The organism is Pseudomonas sp. WC1 (assembly GCF_050586565.1).
Taxonomy (GTDB): Bacteria; Pseudomonadota; Gammaproteobacteria; order Pseudomonadales; family Pseudomonadaceae; genus Aquipseudomonas.
Map to the genome: position 1 here is coordinate 37,801 of NZ_JBOBDQ010000022.1, position 14,860 is coordinate 52,660.

At 65.5% G+C, this 14,860-nt stretch carries 14 protein-coding genes and 1 pseudogene; 5 read left to right on the plus strand and 10 right to left on the minus strand.

The features are described from left to right. The 7 genes from ACQ4OD_RS12485 to ACQ4OD_RS12515 all read right to left on the minus strand — a co-directional run bounded on the left by ACQ4OD_RS12485 (position 1) and on the right by ACQ4OD_RS12515 (position 4,915). Positions 1 to 795, minus strand: a complete 795-nt coding sequence (locus tag ACQ4OD_RS12485; protein ID WP_102684724.1) for a DUF4892 domain-containing protein — start codon at positions 793 to 795, stop codon at positions 1 to 3. 102 nt (positions 796 to 897) lie between these two features. After that, positions 898 to 1,752, minus strand: coding sequence for an alpha/beta hydrolase (locus tag ACQ4OD_RS12490; RefSeq protein ID WP_430944377.1), 855 nt, complete (start codon positions 1,750 to 1,752; stop codon positions 898 to 900). Continuing rightward, a complete protein-coding gene (locus ACQ4OD_RS12495; RefSeq protein ID WP_198755275.1) occupies positions 1,749 to 2,537 on the minus strand; it encodes an alpha/beta fold hydrolase in 789 nt (262 codons plus the stop codon). The genes ACQ4OD_RS12490 and ACQ4OD_RS12495 overlap by 4 nt, the downstream gene beginning before the upstream one ends. A gap of 103 nt (positions 2,538 to 2,640) precedes the next feature. Then, on the minus strand, positions 2,641 to 2,979 hold the full coding sequence (locus tag ACQ4OD_RS12500; RefSeq protein ID WP_258701438.1) for a hypothetical protein: 339 nt from the start codon (positions 2,977 to 2,979) through the stop codon (positions 2,641 to 2,643). 96 nt (positions 2,980 to 3,075) lie between these two features. Then, positions 3,076 to 3,534 (minus strand): phosphohistidine phosphatase SixA, encoded by a 459-nt coding sequence (gene sixA / locus ACQ4OD_RS12505; protein ID WP_198755273.1) that lies wholly within the window; start codon positions 3,532 to 3,534, stop codon positions 3,076 to 3,078. Beyond that, positions 3,531 to 3,878 (minus strand): DUF4389 domain-containing protein, encoded by a 348-nt coding sequence (locus ACQ4OD_RS12510; RefSeq protein WP_430944378.1) that lies wholly within the window; start codon positions 3,876 to 3,878, stop codon positions 3,531 to 3,533. The genes sixA and ACQ4OD_RS12510 overlap by 4 nt, the downstream gene beginning before the upstream one ends. A gap of 11 nt (positions 3,879 to 3,889) precedes the next feature. Then, positions 3,890 to 4,915 (minus strand): NAD(P)H-dependent glycerol-3-phosphate dehydrogenase, encoded by a 1,026-nt coding sequence (locus tag ACQ4OD_RS12515; RefSeq protein ID WP_038706499.1) that lies wholly within the window; start codon positions 4,913 to 4,915, stop codon positions 3,890 to 3,892. A gap of 179 nt (positions 4,916 to 5,094) precedes the next feature. Here ACQ4OD_RS12515 and ACQ4OD_RS12520 point away from each other — a divergent pair, with 179 nt between their 5' ends. From ACQ4OD_RS12520 to fabB, 5 genes are all read left to right on the plus strand, one after another. Continuing rightward, positions 5,095 to 7,209 carry a TonB-dependent receptor plug domain-containing protein gene (locus ACQ4OD_RS12520; protein WP_139669742.1) on the plus strand — a complete coding sequence of 705 codons (2,115 nt, stop codon included), beginning with the start codon at positions 5,095 to 5,097 and terminating at the stop codon, positions 7,207 to 7,209. Beyond that, a complete protein-coding gene (locus ACQ4OD_RS12525) occupies positions 7,209 to 8,099 on the plus strand; it encodes an ABC transporter substrate-binding protein (RefSeq protein ID WP_139669740.1) in 891 nt (296 codons plus the stop codon). The genes ACQ4OD_RS12520 and ACQ4OD_RS12525 overlap by 1 nt, the downstream gene beginning before the upstream one ends. Next, positions 8,096 to 10,024, plus strand: coding sequence for a response regulator (locus ACQ4OD_RS12530; protein WP_430944379.1), 1,929 nt, complete (start codon positions 8,096 to 8,098; stop codon positions 10,022 to 10,024). The genes ACQ4OD_RS12525 and ACQ4OD_RS12530 overlap by 4 nt, the downstream gene beginning before the upstream one ends. Positions 10,025 to 10,230: 206 nt before the next feature. After that, on the plus strand, positions 10,231 to 10,746 hold the full coding sequence (gene fabA / locus ACQ4OD_RS12535; RefSeq protein WP_102684717.1) for a 3-hydroxyacyl-[acyl-carrier-protein] dehydratase FabA: 516 nt from the start codon (positions 10,231 to 10,233) through the stop codon (positions 10,744 to 10,746). Positions 10,747 to 10,757: 11 nt separating this feature from the next. Continuing rightward, positions 10,758 to 11,978 (plus strand): beta-ketoacyl-ACP synthase I, encoded by a 1,221-nt coding sequence (gene fabB / locus ACQ4OD_RS12540; protein ID WP_139669737.1) that lies wholly within the window; start codon positions 10,758 to 10,760, stop codon positions 11,976 to 11,978. 72 nt (positions 11,979 to 12,050) lie between these two features. Here the strand turns inward: fabB and ACQ4OD_RS12545 are convergent, their stop codons facing one another. From ACQ4OD_RS12545 to ACQ4OD_RS12555, 3 genes and pseudogenes are all read right to left on the minus strand, one after another. Beyond that, positions 12,051 to 12,914 carry a methyl-accepting chemotaxis protein gene (locus ACQ4OD_RS12545; RefSeq protein ID WP_430944384.1) on the minus strand — a complete coding sequence of 288 codons (864 nt, stop codon included), beginning with the start codon at positions 12,912 to 12,914 and terminating at the stop codon, positions 12,051 to 12,053. Beyond that, a pseudogene (locus ACQ4OD_RS12550) lies at positions 12,906 to 13,676 on the minus strand (MCP four helix bundle domain-containing protein); the annotation flags it as partial. The gene ACQ4OD_RS12545 and the pseudogene ACQ4OD_RS12550, both read right to left, overlap by 9 nt. A gap of 114 nt (positions 13,677 to 13,790) precedes the next feature. After that, complete coding sequence (locus ACQ4OD_RS12555) at positions 13,791 to 14,798, minus strand: amidohydrolase family protein (RefSeq protein WP_198755269.1); 1,008 nt, start codon at positions 14,796 to 14,798, stop codon at positions 13,791 to 13,793. Positions 14,799 to 14,860 lie beyond the last annotated feature (62 nt).

Below are 14,860 nucleotides of genomic sequence, written 5' to 3' on the forward strand. Positions count from 1 at the left end.
TCAACGGATCAGTTCCAGGTGCAGGCCTTCGGTCGGAGCATCGCCCACCTCCAGCCGGGCGCTGCGCACGCCGGCCTTGACCAGTTGCTCGCGCCAGGCTTCGGCGCCCTTGCCACTGAGGCTGGCGCGCAGGGTGCTGTCGAGGTTCAGGCTGCGGGCCAGCAGCGTCGCCCAGGCGGCCTGGGGCTCGGCCAGGTCAGGGTAGTCGAGCTTGCCGGTGTCGCGCAGTTCGCGCAGCACCGTGGCGGCGGTGGGCAGCAGCTCGCCCAGCGGGTTGCCGGCGACGAACTCCTCGACATGCAGGTAGGCGCGGCGGTTGCCGCGCGTCACGCTGTACAGCGCCACCAGGGTGTCGGCTTCTTCGGCGGAGCGGCGCAACAGGATGAATGCCTGCTGTTCGTCACCACCATTGAGGCGGGCGTTGGCGAACACGTCGTTGGCCCACAGGCTGGCCTCGCCGCAATCGCGGCCCTGGCACCAGAACAACGGGTAGCCACCGTCCTGCTGCAACGCCTCACGGGCACTGGTGAAGGCTTCGCGGGCGCTGCGCTCAACCGGCAGCTCGTAGGTCACGGAACTCACCTGGCCGCGACTTTCGACTTTGTCCTCGACCCGTAGCCGGCCGCTGATCTTGCGCAGCGGACCCATGGGGTAGACACGCTCCTGTTCCACTGCCGGGCGTTGGTCGACCACCTTGGCGTCGGGCGGTACCGGCAGGCTGCCGGCCCAGAGCAAGGGGCTGGCGATGGCGAGGCAGGCGGCGACGGCGCCGCGAACGAAAACAGGTGCGCTCATCGACCGCCCTCGCAGGTGGCGGGGCAAGGTGCGTGGATGTCTGGCATGTACATGGTTGTCTCCCTTTCAACCCGCCAAGCCTCGACACTTGTCCGGTGCAAGTCAAGGAATGCCAAAGAAGCGATTGAAACAGTCTGCGACAAGGGCCGCGCCCTCGGCGTCGTTCAGGTGCAGATGGTGCCCGCCCGGCAGGATCACCTGCCCGAAGGGTAGCTGCTCCAGCAGATCCGTGTGGCGCGCCAGCATGCCGTCGGCGGCCACCACCAGGCAGGCCGGGCAGGCGATACGCTTGACGAAGGCCATGGCCTGGTCGTGGTTCAGCCGGATGGGCGAAGGCAAGGTGAGGCGACTGTCGCTGCGCCAGCTGTAGCCGCCGGGCACCGGCATCAGGCCGCGCTGGGCCAGCAGCTCGGCGGCTTCGCGACTGACCGCGACCATGCCCTTCATGCGCGCTTCGACGCCCTCCTCCAGGGTCGCGTACACCGACTTGCGCTTGCCCTCCAGGCGCATTTGCGACTGCAAGGCCTGCCCCAGCCGCTCGGCGGCATCCTGTTCGCTGAGCGTTGGCGGGATCACCCCGTCGATCAATGCCAGATGGCTGACTCGTTCGGGCAAGGCCCCGGCTAGTTGCACCGAAATAATCGCGCCCAGCGAATGGCCGAGCAGGCCAAAGCGCTCCCAGCCGAGCTGTTCGGCAACCCGCAACACGTCATGGGCATAGTCGGCCAGGGCGTAGCCGGCACCGACCGGTCGATGCCCGGAATAGCCGTGCCCGGCCAGGTCCAGGGCGACGATGCGCAGCCCCTGCAGCTGCGGCGCCAGGCGCGCGAAGCTGTTGGCGTTGTCCAGCCAGCCATGCAGGGCGATCACCGGCAGGCCGTCGGCCGGGCCGAACAGGTGCGCGGCCAGTTCGATATGGCCCAGCGTCAGGCGGATCTCCTCGACCTGGGCGCTCATGCCTGGCTCCAGCGCTCGAACAGGCCCTTGATCAGGCTGGCGGTGTCGGTGGGCCGCTCCAGCGGGAACATGTGCCCGCCCGGCAGGCTGTGATACTCGCCCATGGCCATGCCGCGCACGGCCAGGGCGTGGTGTTTGCGGATCACCCGGCTCTGGGCGCCACGCACCATCGCCAAGGGCACCTGCAACTGGCGAGGCCTGGCTGGGCTGACATGCGGAATGCTGCGGTAAATGCTGATTTCGGTGGCCGGGTCGAAGCGCAGGCGCAGACCGTCCTCGTCCTGCGCCAGGCCATGCTCCAGGTAGGCTTCAAGGCACTCCGGGTCGAAGTGGCGGAACAGGGTCTTGCCGGTAAAGTAACGGCGGGCACTGTCGCGGTCGGGAAAAGCCTCGCGCCGGCCCAGGGTACGCCCGGCCGGAGTGATGCGGTCGATGAAGCCCAGGCGCTTGGCGGCCTGGATCAGCCATTCGTCGGCGCGGGTCAGCACCGGAGAATCGAGCATCACCACCCCGCGGTAGAACTCCGGGCAACGCAGCGCCGCATGCAGGTGCAGCACGCCGCCCAGGGAGTGGCCGACGCCCCAGACCGGCGCATCCTGCTGCTCAAGGTGATGCAGCAGCTCGTCCACCAGGTTCTGCCAGTTGTCGTTGACCGGAAAGCGCGGATCGTGGGCGTGCTGGTCCAGGTGATGCACCTGGTAGTCCGGCGCCAGCGCGGCAAACAGCTTGCCGTAGGTGGCCGAAGGGAAGCCGTTGGCGTGGGCGAAGAAGATCTGCTGCGACATGGCCGCCTGCTCTGCACGGGGATGGATGGCCCATTGTCGGCAAGCGATCGGCTGGCGGCAACGTCCTGAACGGTCATCGCCAGTGACGATCAGGTCATCACGACTAGAAGCTGGCCATCGAACGGTGCAGGCAGGCACGCATGTAGGCCAGTTGCCACTCGAGGGCTTCGCGGGCCAGCTGGCGGTCCTGCTGGGTTTCCACCAGCCGGCGCAGCGCCAGGCAACTGGATTGCAGCAGGTGCGCCATGCGGATGCCGGACTGGCGCAGTTGCTCGAGCTCGTACTGGCCTTCGAAGCGGCGCAGCAGCTGGTCAAGCTTGGCATCGGCACAGTCGCGCAACAGGCAGTACTCGGCGAAGTCCAGCGCAGCGGGGCTGTCCAGCTTGTCGATCACGCTCTGGGGATTGACGGAGCGCACCAGCTCCAGGCGTTGCCTGCTCATCCATGATTCCTTGCGCGGCGTTGCGATCATGCACGCCGCCACGCTAAGGCCCGCACCACCCGAACGGCAACTGGCATAAATGCCAGTTGCCAGGTGTCAGCCAGCGTGGTTGAGGCTGCGCAGGGTCATCAGGCCGGCCAGTGGCCAGTCGCCCTCCAGCTCGGCCAGGCTGGCCGTGCTCAACGGTGCAGGTTGCTGGCCATGGCCGTGCTCAAGCTGACCAACCAGGTTGCCCACCAGGGGTTGGTGGCTGACCAGCAGGACATGCTCGAGCCCCAGGCGCTCGATCTCGCCGATCACCTGCTGCACGTCGCTCTCTGGCGTCAGCCACGGCACGGTACGCACCGGCTCAGAAAAACCGAGGGCGCCGTGCACCAGGGCGGCGGTCTGCTGGGCACGCACATAGGGGCTGGCGATGATTGCCTGCAACGGCTGGCCCAACAGGTGCGCGGCGCTGCGCAGCACCTGCTCGCGACCGTGGGCGGTCAGGCGCCGCTCGGCGTCGCTGTTGGCCCTTGGCTCGGCCTCGCCGTGACGCAGCACCCAGAGCTTCACAGCTTGGGCTCCTCGTCACGCACCGGTTGTGGCGCCGGGGCGACGGCGTGGGGCGCTTCGCCTTCCGGGGTGCGCGGGGTCGGCCAGTCGGCGAACGGCCAGGGTTTCTGGTCGCTATGGAAAGTGCCGAAACGGCCGATCTGTGCCAGGTACTGGCTCAGGCTGTCACCGAAGTTCATCAGGCTGGCGCTGGGCGCGCCGTAGATCAGGCGGTAGATCAGTTGCACCAGCACCAGGCCGCCAAGCAGCAGCTCGGCCAGTTGCCAGGCCACCAGGAACACCAGCATCCACAGCACGCGCAGGATGATCGACTCGCGCTGGGCGCGCTCCGGGGTATCGTTCATACGTTTCTCCCTCAGTTGAAACCGCTGGTGGAAATGAAATCGACATCGGTCTTGGGCTCGGCGCGCATCAGGTGCTCGATCACCTGGTTGAGCGTGCGGCCTTCGAACAGGATCGCGTGCAGCCCCGCCACCAGCGGCATGTACACGCCCACTTCCTGGGCCTTGGCCTTGAGCACCTTGAGGGTGTTGACGCCTTCGGCCACCTCGCCCAGGCGGCTGACCGCCTGCTCGAGGCTCAGGCCCTGGCCAAGCGCATGGCCAACCTGGTAGTTGCGGCTCTTGGGCGAGGAACAGGTGACGATCAGGTCGCCAACCCCGGCCAGGCCGAGGAAGGTCATGGGGTTGGCGCCCTGGCTCACGGCGAAGCGGGTCATCTCGGCCAGGGCCCGGGTAATCAGCATGCTCTTGGTGTTCTCGCCCATCCCCAAGGCCACGGCCATGCCGGCGATGATGGCGTAGACGTTCTTCAACGCGCCGCCCAGCTCGACGCCGAAGCGATCGCTGCTGGCGTAGACACGGAACGTGCGGCCATGCAGCACGGCCTGCACCTGCTGGCACAGCGCTTCGTCCTCGCTGGCGACCACGGTGGCGGTCAACGCGTGCTCGGCGATCTCGCGGGCCAGGTTGGGGCCTGACAGCACGCCGATGCGTGCCTGGGGGGCGATCTCTTCGAGGATCTGGCTCATCAGCTTGAAGGTGTTCGCCTCGATACCCTTGGTCAGGCTGACCAGGCCCTTGCCGCGCAGCAGCTCGGCGTGGGGTGCCAGCACGCTGCGCAAGGCGCTGGAGGGCAAGGCGACGAAGATCAGCGCGCTGCCCTGCAGGGTGGCGAGCAGGTCGTTGACCGGTTCGACGCCATCATGCAGGCGGATGCCCTTGAGGTAACGCGGATTCTCGCGGTCGACACGCATTGCCTCGGCTTGCGCCGGGTCGCGCATCCACTGCCGTACCGGATGGCCGTTCTGTGCCAAGAGGTTCGCCACGGCGGTGCCGAAGCTGCCGCCTCCAAGAACTGCAACAGGTTGCTGTTCAGTCATATCCAATCCGTTAACCAATAAAGTAAGTGGCGACGTGCGCATTATACGGCGCGCATGCGCCAGAGCCAGTGGCAGTACCCGCCCTTTCGCAGGGCAGGCCTGTCATGGTGTCGCGGTCACTGGCAAAAGCCGCACGGTCGGTTAACATGCCTGATTGATCTCTGAAACAAGGCCGTTTCGTGTTCCCTGGCACGCCCCCGTACCCTCGCCTGCTGTTGCTGACTGCCCTGCTGGGCGGCCCGGCCGTGGCCGATGACCTGTTCATCGACAACCAGGACCTGCCGCAGGTTCTGACCGCCACGCGCCTGAAACAATCCCCGGCGGCGGTTCCGGGCAGCATGACCGTGCTCGACAACGAGCTGATCCGTGCCAGCGGTGCCCGCGACATCCCCGAGCTGCTGCGCCTGGTGCCGGGCATGATGATCGGCTACGGCGCCGGCAACCAGCCGACGGTCAACTACCATGGCAGCAACGTCAGCGACGCCCGGCGCATGCAGGTGCTGATCGATGGCCGCTCGGTGTACCGCGCCGGCCTGGCCACGGTGGACTGGAGCGACATCCCCGTGGCCATCGAGGATATCGAGCGCATCGAGGTGTTCCGCGGCCCGAACACCGTCAGCTACGGCGCCAACGCACTGATGGCGGTGGTCAACATCCTCACCCGCAACCCGGCCGACAGCCATGGCACGCGGGTCAAGCTGACCCGCGGCCAGGATGGCATCAACGACTACTACGCCAGCCAAGGCTTCGGCTGGGACACCGGTGACCTGCGCCTGTCGCTCTCCGGCCAGCAGGACGACGGCTTCGACCAGGACCAGTTCGGCCGCGACTACCGCGACAGCCGCCGGCTAAACCGCATCAACATCAGTGCCAGCCACACCCTGGCGCCGAACCAGACGCTGGAATGGCAACTGGCGGCCAAGGAAGGCAGCAACCAGCGGCCTTATACCTACCAGCCAGTGTTCGGCAATTACCGGGCCGGCGACAACGCCGACGTCAACGCCAAGGACTACGCAGGCTCGGTGCGCTGGAACCTCGACCTCAACCCCGAGCACAGCCTGTACGTGCAGGGTTCGGCGCAGCGCTTCGACCGCCAGCAGGTATGGCGCGCCTGCGATGCGGCAATTGCCTTCAGCCCCGAGCTGACACGCCTGTGGCAGCTCGACCCGAACTTCGCCGAGAAGGTCGCGCGCAACCTGTACACCGGCAACCTGCCCAGCACCAGCGACCCCGTGCTCGGTTCGCTGACGGGCCAGGTGCAGAACCAATGGGCCAGCGGTGGCAGCAACACGATCTGCGGCGACGTCGACCAGAGCACCCGTGAAACCCGCTATGACCTGGAAATCCAGGACACCCTGAGCCTCACCGACAGCCTGCGCCTGGTCAGCGGCATGAACTACCGCTACGATCGCGCCGATTCGCAGACCTACTTCAACGGCAGCATCGACGACCAGACCTGGCGCCTGTTCGGCCAGCTCGAATGGCGCGCCGACGAGCACTGGATCGTCCAGGGCGGCGCGATGTACGAACATTCGCAATTGTCGGGCAATTCGCTCACCCCGCGCATGGCGGTGAACTACCTGATCACCCCTCGCCACGGCCTGCGCGCGGTGTATTCCGAGGCCATTCGCTCGCCGGACATGTTCGAGAACAACGTCAACTGGAGCTACACGGTCAAGGGCCTCTCGCCCAACCTGTACGGCTTGCAGAACGGCGAGTATTTCGTCAAGACCAGCGGCCCCGGCAACCTCGACCAGGAGCGCATGCGTTCACGAGAGCTCGGCTACAACGGCGCCTTCAGCGACATCGACCTGAATGTCGACGTGAAACTGTTCTACGACGAAATCACCGGCATGATCAGCGAGCCGTTGAAGAACAACCAGTTCATCGCCAGCAATGCCAACAAAGCCCGTTTCAGCGGCAGCGAGGCGCAGTTCGACTGGCGCGCCACCCAGCGCGACCGCCTGCGCCTGACCTATGCCTATGTCGACGCCTGGGCCAGCAACTCGGCCGATCGCCGCCTGAGTGCCCGCAACAGCGGCTCGGCCGGCTGGCTACGCGATTGGGGCGAGGGCTGGTCCAGCGCCCTCTTCTATTACGGCGACGATGCCCTCAACCGGTACCGCTACGAGCGGGTCGACCTGCGCGTGGCCAAGCGCTTCAAGATCCAGGGCAGCAATCTGGAACTGGCCGCGCTGTGGCAGCAGCGCCTGGATGACGAACCGGTCACTCTCGAACAGAACCGTTATGACAGCCGCCACCGCCTGAGTGTCAGCGCGGAGCTGGAATTCTGATGCTGCGCCTGCTGCGCCTGCTGCTGCTGTGCCTATGGCCCTTGGGATCACTGTCGGCCAGCGAGATCCTGCTGGTGGGCGGCGAAGACCAGCCCGGCATCCGCGGCTTCGTCGCAGCCCTGGAAAAGCGCAGGCCCCATGACCAGGTGCGGTTCCAGACCGTCGAGCAGCTGCCTGCCCCGGGCAAGCTCAAGGCCGACACCCGCCTGGTGCTGCTCGACATCCCGGCCTTGGAGTGGCGACTGACGGAGGCAACCGGGCCATTGGCACTGGCGCTGCGCATCAGCCGGGTCCAGGCCGAGCAACGCCTGGGGGTGTCGCGCCCCGCCTACCTCACCCTGCTGTGGAGCGACCCGCCCCTGGCCCGGCAACTGCGCCTGGCCCGCTACCTGCTGCCGCAGGCGCGGCGCATCGGCGTGCTGTATGGCGAACACAGCCGCTTCCTGCTCGACGAGCTGCGCCAGGCAGCCCGCCCGCTGGGCTTGGAGATCGTCGCCCAGGACTGGCCCGACGTGCGCGACAGCCGCCCCTTGCAGCAGTTGCTGAACAACAGTGATGTGCTGCTGGGGCTGGACGACCCCGAGCTGTACAACTCCAAGTCGGCCAAGAACGTGCTGCTCAGCAGCTATGGCCGGCAAATGGCGCTGATCGGCCCGAACGTCGGCTTCGTCCGCGCCGGCGCCCTGGCCAGCACCTACAGCGACCAGGACGATTGGCTGGCGGTGCTCGAGCAGTTGCTCGACCAGCCACCGGCCCGCTGGCCGCGTAGCCTCTACCCCACGCACTTTGGTGTCAGCGGCAACCAGCAGGTGGCCCGGGCCCTGGGCCTGGAAGCGATCGACCCGGAAGCCGCCGCCCTGGCCCTTGCCGAAGGAACCCCCACCCCATGAGCAAGCGCCTGAGCTGGGACATCCACACCCGCACTCAGATCATCAGCCTGGGCCCCGCGCTGTTGCTGACCCTGCTGCTGATCAGTTTCTTCACCTTCGTACGCATCCAGGACTTGCGCCAGGAGCTCAACCACACCGGGCAGCTGATCGCCAACCAGCTGGCGCCGGCGTCCGAGTACGGGGTGATCTCGGGCAACAACGAAGTGCTCGAAAGCCTGATGCGCGCCACCTTGAGCATTCCCCACGTGCGTTTCCTCGAGGTGCAGGACAGCCGCAACCATATCCTGGTGTACGTCGAGCAGCCCGATGAAAGCCTCAGCCGCGCCCAGCGGGTCGAGGTGTTCCAGGCGCCGATCCGCCTGCAGCAGATCCGCCTGGACAACGACTTCCTGCAAGGCAAGAGCCCGCCGCCAAACATCGGCGACGACTACCTGGGGCGGGTGATCGTCGGCATGTCCGACGATGCCTTCAGCCAGCGCCAACAGGAGATCGTGATCAAGGCCGCAATCCTCGCACTGTTCGCCCTGCTGTTCACTTTCCTGCTCGCCCGGCGCCTGGCCACCAGCCTGTCCAGGCCGATCAGCGAAATGGGCCATGCGGTCCGCGCCATCCAGCAAGGCGACTTCAACGCGCCCCTGCCGGTAGTCGACGACAGCGAACTGGGCCACCTGGCCCGGCACATCAACAACCTGGCCAGCGCCCTGGACCAGGCCGCTCATGAACAACAACAGGCCATGGGCCAACTGATCCAGGCTCGCGAAGAGGCCGAGCAGGCCAACCGCGCCAAGTCGGACTTCCTGGCGATGATGAGCCACGAGCTGCGCACACCCATGAACGGTGTGCTGGGCATGCTGCAGTTGCTCGAGACCACCGAACTGACCGGCGAGCAGGCCGAATACACCGCGGTGGCCAGCGAATCCACCGGGCACCTGCTCAAGGTGATCAACGACATCCTCGATTTCTCGCGGATCGAGCGCACCACCCTCGAACTGGAGCTCATCGATTTCAACCTCGGCGAGCTCATCACCAGCAGCGTGCAGTCGTTCCAGCACACCGCCCAGCAGCGCAACCTCGACCTGCGCCTGCAACTGCCCCCCGGCATGCACCAACTGCAGGTGGTGGGCGACCCGACGCGGATCCGCCAGATCCTGCTCAACCTGGTGGGCAACGCCCTGAAATTCACCGAGCGTGGCGAAGTGGCGATCGAGGCGCGCTGGCAAGTGCTCGACCGCCAGCTGATCTGGCTGACCTGCACCGTGCGCGACACCGGCATCGGCATCGACAGCAACCGCCTGGAGATGATGTTCGTGGCCTTCCAGCAAGCCGACAACACCATCTCCCGCCGCTACGGCGGTACCGGCCTGGGCCTGTCGATCGCCCGCACCCTGGCGGAACGCATGGGTGGCCAGCTGCGCGGCGAGAGCCGCGAAGGCCTGGGCTCGACCTTCACCCTGGAAATGCCACTGGCACTGGCCAGCACACCCAGCGCCCTGCCCGGTGTCGCCACACAAGACCAGGCGACGGCTGAGGGCGGCGGGCGGATCCTGCTGGTGGAGGACAATCCGGTCAACCAGAGCGTCATCGAGGCCATGCTGCGCAGCCTGGGCTTCGAGGTCAGCCTGGCCATGGACGGCACCCAGGCGATCGATCTGGTCGACCAGCAACGCTTCGCCGCGGTGCTGATGGATTGCCGCCTGCCCCAGGTGGACGGATACGAGGCTACCCGTCGCATCCGCCTGCTGCCCCACGGCGAAGGACTGCCAATCATCGCCCTGACCGCCAGCGCGCTGCAGGGCGACCGCGAACGCTGCCTGGCCGCCGGAATGAACGATTACCTGAGCAAGCCGTTCAAACGTACCGATCTGCAGCGCATCCTGCGCCGCTGGTTGCCCGGTCAGGCAGTTGCGACTGGCGATAAATGCTAAAGTGCGGCAGTCTTAAAGACTGGACAGGACCGCCCCAGGGCCGGAAAATAACATTTCAGTGCACACCTGTACTTCTTTTGCCAGGTGCGCTGTGACTTTCACCACAACGCAATAGTCTACCTGTAGGCTGCCGCCTCGAATGCAACGCGCTTCGGGCCGGCCGGGAAGATTCGTCCCCTGCCGCAGGGGGTTATTGAGGAGCTCGCATGACCAAACAACACGCCTTTACTCGGGAAGACCTGCTGCGCTGCAGTCGCGGTGAGCTGTTCGGCCCCGGTAATGCGCAACTGCCCGCCCCGAACATGCTGATGGTCGATCGCATCACTCATATCAGCGAGGAAGGCGGCAAGTTCGGCAAAGGTGAATTGGTCGCCGAGCTGGATATCAATCCGGACCTGTGGTTCTTCGCCTGCCACTTCGAAGGCGACCCGGTGATGCCAGGCTGCCTGGGCCTCGATGCCATGTGGCAACTGGTCGGCTTCTTCCTCGGTTGGCAGGGCCTGCCAGGCCGTGGCCGTGCGCTGGGTTCGGGCGAAGTGAAATTCTTCGGCCAGGTACTACCCACCGCCAAGAAAGTCACCTACAACATTCACATCAAGCGCGTCCTCAAGGGCAAGCTGAACATGGCCATCGCCGATGGCTCGGTCAGCGTCGACGGGCGCGAGATCTACACCGCCGAAGGCCTGCGGGTCGGCGTGTTCACCTCCACTGACAATTTCTAAGGGTTATTCGCATGCGCCGCGTCGTTATCACTGGTCTGGGCATCGTATCGTGCCTGGGCAATGACAAAGAGACCGTCACCGAAAACCTGCGCAACAGCCGTCCGGGTATCCGTTACAACCCGGAATACAAGGAAATGGGGCTGCGTAGCCAGGTTTCCGGTTCCATCGACCTGAACCTCGAAGAGCTGATCGACCGCAAGGTCTATCGCTTCGTCGGCCACGCCGCCGCCTATGCGTACCTCGCCATGCAGGACGCGATCAAGGACGCCGGCCTGACCGAAGAGCAGGTTTCCAGCCCTCGCACCGGCCTGGTTGCCGGTTCCGGCGGCGCCTCCACCCTGAACCAGATGGAAGCCCTGGACACCCTTCGCGAGAAAGGCGTCAAGCGCGTCGGCCCCTACCGTGTCACCCGCACCATGGGCAGCACCGTGTCGGCGTGCCTGGCCACCCCGTTCAAGATCAAGGGCATCAACTACTCGATCTCATCGGCCTGCGCCACCTCCGCACACTGCATCGGCACCGCCATGGAGCAGATCCAGTGGGGCAAGCAGGACATCGTCTTCGCCGGCGGCGGTGAAGAAGAGCACTGGAGCCAGTCGTTCCTGTTCGACGCCATGGGCGCCCTGTCGACCAAGCGCAACGAAACCCCCGAGCTGGCCTCGCGCGCCTACGACGCTGACCGTGACGGTTTCGTCATCGCCGGCGGCGGCGGCATGGTCGTGGTCGAAGAACTCGAGCACGCCCTGGCCCGTGGCGCCAAGATCTACGCCGAAATCGTTGGCTACGGCGCAACTTCGGACGGCTACGACATGGTCGCCCCAAGCGGCGAAGGCGCGATCCGCTGCATGCAGCAGGCGCTGTCCACCGTCGACACCCCGATCGACTACCTGAACACCCACGGCACCTCCACCCCGGTCGGCGACGTCGCCGAGATGAAAGGCGTGCGTGAAGTGTTCGGCGACAAGGCACCGAAAATCAGCTCGACCAAGAGCCTGTCGGGTCACTCGCTGGGCGCCGCGGGCGTGCACGAGGCGATCTACTGCCTGCTGATGATGGAGAACAACTTCATCGCCGGCTCGGCCAACATCGACGAGTTGGACCCGGAGGTCGCCGACCTGCCGGTACTGCGCAAGACCGAAGAGAACGCCAAGATCGACACGGTCATGAGCAACAGCTTCGGCTTCGGTGGCACCAACGCCACCCTGGTGCTCAAGCGCTGGACTGGCAAGTGATCGGCTGATCCGCTGAACGAGAACGCCCGGACCTTGGTCCGGGCGTTTTTGTTTGTGCCCCCGTGATGGTCCTTACACCGAAAACCGCTGCACCAGGGTATTGAGGTCCACCGCCAGCCGCGACAGCGCCTGGCTCGCGGCCGACGTCTCCTCGGCCCCGGCCGAGGACTGGTGCGCCAAGTCGCGGATGGTGGTGAGGTTGCGGTCCACCTCGCGCGCCACCTGGGCCTGCTGCTCCGACGCACTGGCGATCACCAGGTTGCGTTCGTTGATCTGGCCGATGGCTGCGGCGATCGCCTCCAACGCCTGACCGGCAGCATGGGCGCCGTCCAGGGTCGAACGGGCCTGGGCGTCGCTGTGCTGCATGCCCTGCACGGCCCGTTCGGCGCCGCTGCGGATGGCCACGATCATCTGTTCGATCTCCTGGGTCGAACTCTGCGTACGGTGAGCCAGCGCCCGCACCTCGTCGGCGACCACGGCGAACCCGCGTCCGGCTTCGCCGGCCCGCGCCGCCTCGATGGCCGCGTTGAGCGCCAGCAGGTTGGTTTGCTCGGCGATCGAACCGATCACATCCAGCACCTTGCTGATGTCGTGCACCTGCTGGGCCAGTTGCCCGACCTCCTCGGCGTTGCCCGCCACGCCACTGGCCAATGCCTCGATGGCGGTGACCGTGGCCTGCACCTGCTCGCGCCCACGGCGGGCGATCTGGTCTGACTCACGCGAAGCCTCGGAGGTAGCCACCGCGTTGCTCGCCACCTCCTCCACCGCCGCCGTCATCTGATTGACCGCCGTGGCGGCCTGCTCGATTTCCATGCTCTGTTGCTGCAGGCCACGGGTGGCGTCTTCGGTGACCGCACTCAGCTCTTCGGAGGCCGAGGCCAGCTGGCTGGCCGAGTCGGAAATCCGCCCGATGGTCTCGCGCAGGCTCTGCTGCATGCTCTTGAGGGCCGCCAGCAGGCGCGCTGGCTCATCGTCGCCCTGTACGGTGATCTGCGGGGTCAGGTCGCCCGTGGCGACCGTCTCGGCGACCTTCAGCGACTGGCCGAGCGGTCGCACGATGCTACGGGTCAAGGCCAGGGCGAGCACCACGGTGAGGCTCAGGGCGATCACCAGCAACACGCCGACCCATACCTTCGCACCGTTGTACACGGCCTCGGCCAGGTCGGTGGCTGAGTTGGCCTGATGGTTGTTCAGCTCGATCAGCTCGTTGAGGGTCGTCGTCATCTGGTCGGCCAACTGGTTCATCTCGCCGTTGACCAGCGCCGCCGCTGCCTGGACATGCCCATCGGTGGCCAGTTGCACCACCTGCCCCTGCAAGGTCATGTATTGACGCTCAAGGCCCTGGTAGCGGTCGAACAACGTGCGCTCCTCAGGAAGCACGATCAAGGCATCGTAGTGACTCTGAGCCTTGCTCAGGCCGCCTTTGACCTCGTCGATGCGGGCACGGTTCTGCTGCTGGGCGACCGGGTCAGTGTTGACCAGCAGGCGCAAGGTCAAGGCGCGGATGCGTAGCATGTCCTGAGTCATGCGGCCCACCGAGATCACGCTCGGCAACCAGTTGTTGTCCACCTGCTCGGACTGCTGGCGCATGTTGGTCATCTGTTGCAGCGCGAAGCCGCCCAGCGCCACTACCAGCAGCGCCATGATGCCAAAGCCAAGGCCGGCGCGCGGCGCGATATTCAAGCGTCTCAGGCTCATTTCCAGGATCCCTCCCAAGCGTGATATTCCGTTGCTTAAAAAAGGTATCGGGCCGCCTGGAAATTGCGTAAGACGAAAAGGCGATATCAAATCGCTATCTGCGCATGAAACTCGTTATTTCGCGCTTTTTGGCAGCAAATCGACAAAATTCCTGCGGCTCACCCGCTCTGCCACCGCTTCTGGCAACGCATCGAGGAATGGATCGAAAGCGTGCATCTGTTCGCCGATGCTGCCGAAGCGCCCCACCACATCGGAACCGAGCATGAAGCGCTGGGGAAAGCGTTGGACCAACTCGACCCAGGCCTTGCGTGGCACGCCCTTCTCATCCAGCAGGTAGGGCTCGAGCACGCTCCAGGACAGGTCCACGTATAGGTTGGGATAATCCTCTAGCAATCGTGTGAGCACCGGCAGGAGAAAGTCCATGCGTTCCTGGTGTCGGTGGATCTCCATGCTGCTGCCAGCATGAGCCCAGATGAAGCGGGTATGCGGATGGTTGCGCAACGGCTCTTCGATTTCCGCCAGGTACAGCGGGTTGCGCTCGCGCTTGGAGGTGATGTTCGAATGCAGCAGCACCGGCAGGTCGCGCTCGGCCGCGAGGTGGTAGATACGGGTCATGGCCTCGTTGTTGGCCCGCGGCGTATCGCCGCTGGTCAGGGCGGTGAGATCGTCATGACGGGTGAACACCTCGCCGATGCCCTGCCACAGCCCCGGATAAAGCTCGAGCATGCGCTCGATATGGTTGACCGCATTCTTGTCCACCGGGTTGAAGCCGGTAAGGAACGGATGAAAGCGCCTGCGCTGCTCGGCAGGCAGTTTCTCCAGCGCGGCGGCGACGTACAGGTCGGTGGCGCTGTACCAGTAGGCATCGGCATCGTCGCCTGCGTAGTAGCGCGGACGCTTGGGCTCGTCCTCGTGCCATTTCTTCGCCACCGGAATGCCGGAGATCATCGACTGTTCCACCCCGGCCTCGTCCATGGCCTTGAGTAAAGCCGGCATGCCCTCGGTTTCCTGGAAGAAATCCACATAGTGCAGATGGGCGTCGCTGTAGCGGTAGTCGCGGGCTTGCGCAGTGTCGAACAGGCTTGCGCTCAACAGCAGGCAGGCCAATGTGCGGGCAATCATCTCAGGCTCCTTTGCCGGTACCGCAAGAGTAGACCGGGCAGCGCGCGCGACGGTTCAGCCAC

Coding starts and splice junctions, on each gene's coding strand:
- ACQ4OD_RS12485 (WP_102684724.1), bottom strand. CDS start 795: ATGAGCGCACCTGTTTTCGTTCGCGGCGCCGTCGCCGCCTGCCTCGCC.
- ACQ4OD_RS12490 (WP_430944377.1), bottom strand. CDS start 1,752: ATGAGCGCCCAGGTCGAGGAGATCCGCCTGACGCTGGGCCATATCGAA.
- ACQ4OD_RS12495 (WP_198755275.1), bottom strand. CDS start 2,537: ATGTCGCAGCAGATCTTCTTCGCCCACGCCAACGGCTTCCCTTCGGCC.
- ACQ4OD_RS12500 (WP_258701438.1), bottom strand. CDS start 2,979: ATGAGCAGGCAACGCCTGGAGCTGGTGCGCTCCGTCAATCCCCAGAGC.
- ACQ4OD_RS12510 (WP_430944378.1), bottom strand. CDS start 3,878: ATGAACGATACCCCGGAGCGCGCCCAGCGCGAGTCGATCATCCTGCGC.
- ACQ4OD_RS12515 (WP_038706499.1), bottom strand. CDS start 4,915: ATGACTGAACAGCAACCTGTTGCAGTTCTTGGAGGCGGCAGCTTCGGC.
- ACQ4OD_RS12525 (WP_139669740.1), top strand. CDS start 7,209: ATGCTGCGCCTGCTGCGCCTGCTGCTGCTGTGCCTATGGCCCTTGGGA.
- ACQ4OD_RS12530 (WP_430944379.1), top strand. CDS start 8,096: ATGAGCAAGCGCCTGAGCTGGGACATCCACACCCGCACTCAGATCATC.
- fabA (WP_102684717.1), top strand. CDS start 10,231: ATGACCAAACAACACGCCTTTACTCGGGAAGACCTGCTGCGCTGCAGT.
- fabB (WP_139669737.1), top strand. CDS start 10,758: ATGCGCCGCGTCGTTATCACTGGTCTGGGCATCGTATCGTGCCTGGGC.
- ACQ4OD_RS12545 (WP_430944384.1), bottom strand. CDS start 12,914: ATGCAGCAGAGCCTGCGCGAGACCATCGGGCGGATTTCCGACTCGGCC.
- ACQ4OD_RS12555 (WP_198755269.1), bottom strand. CDS start 14,798: ATGATTGCCCGCACATTGGCCTGCCTGCTGTTGAGCGCAAGCCTGTTC.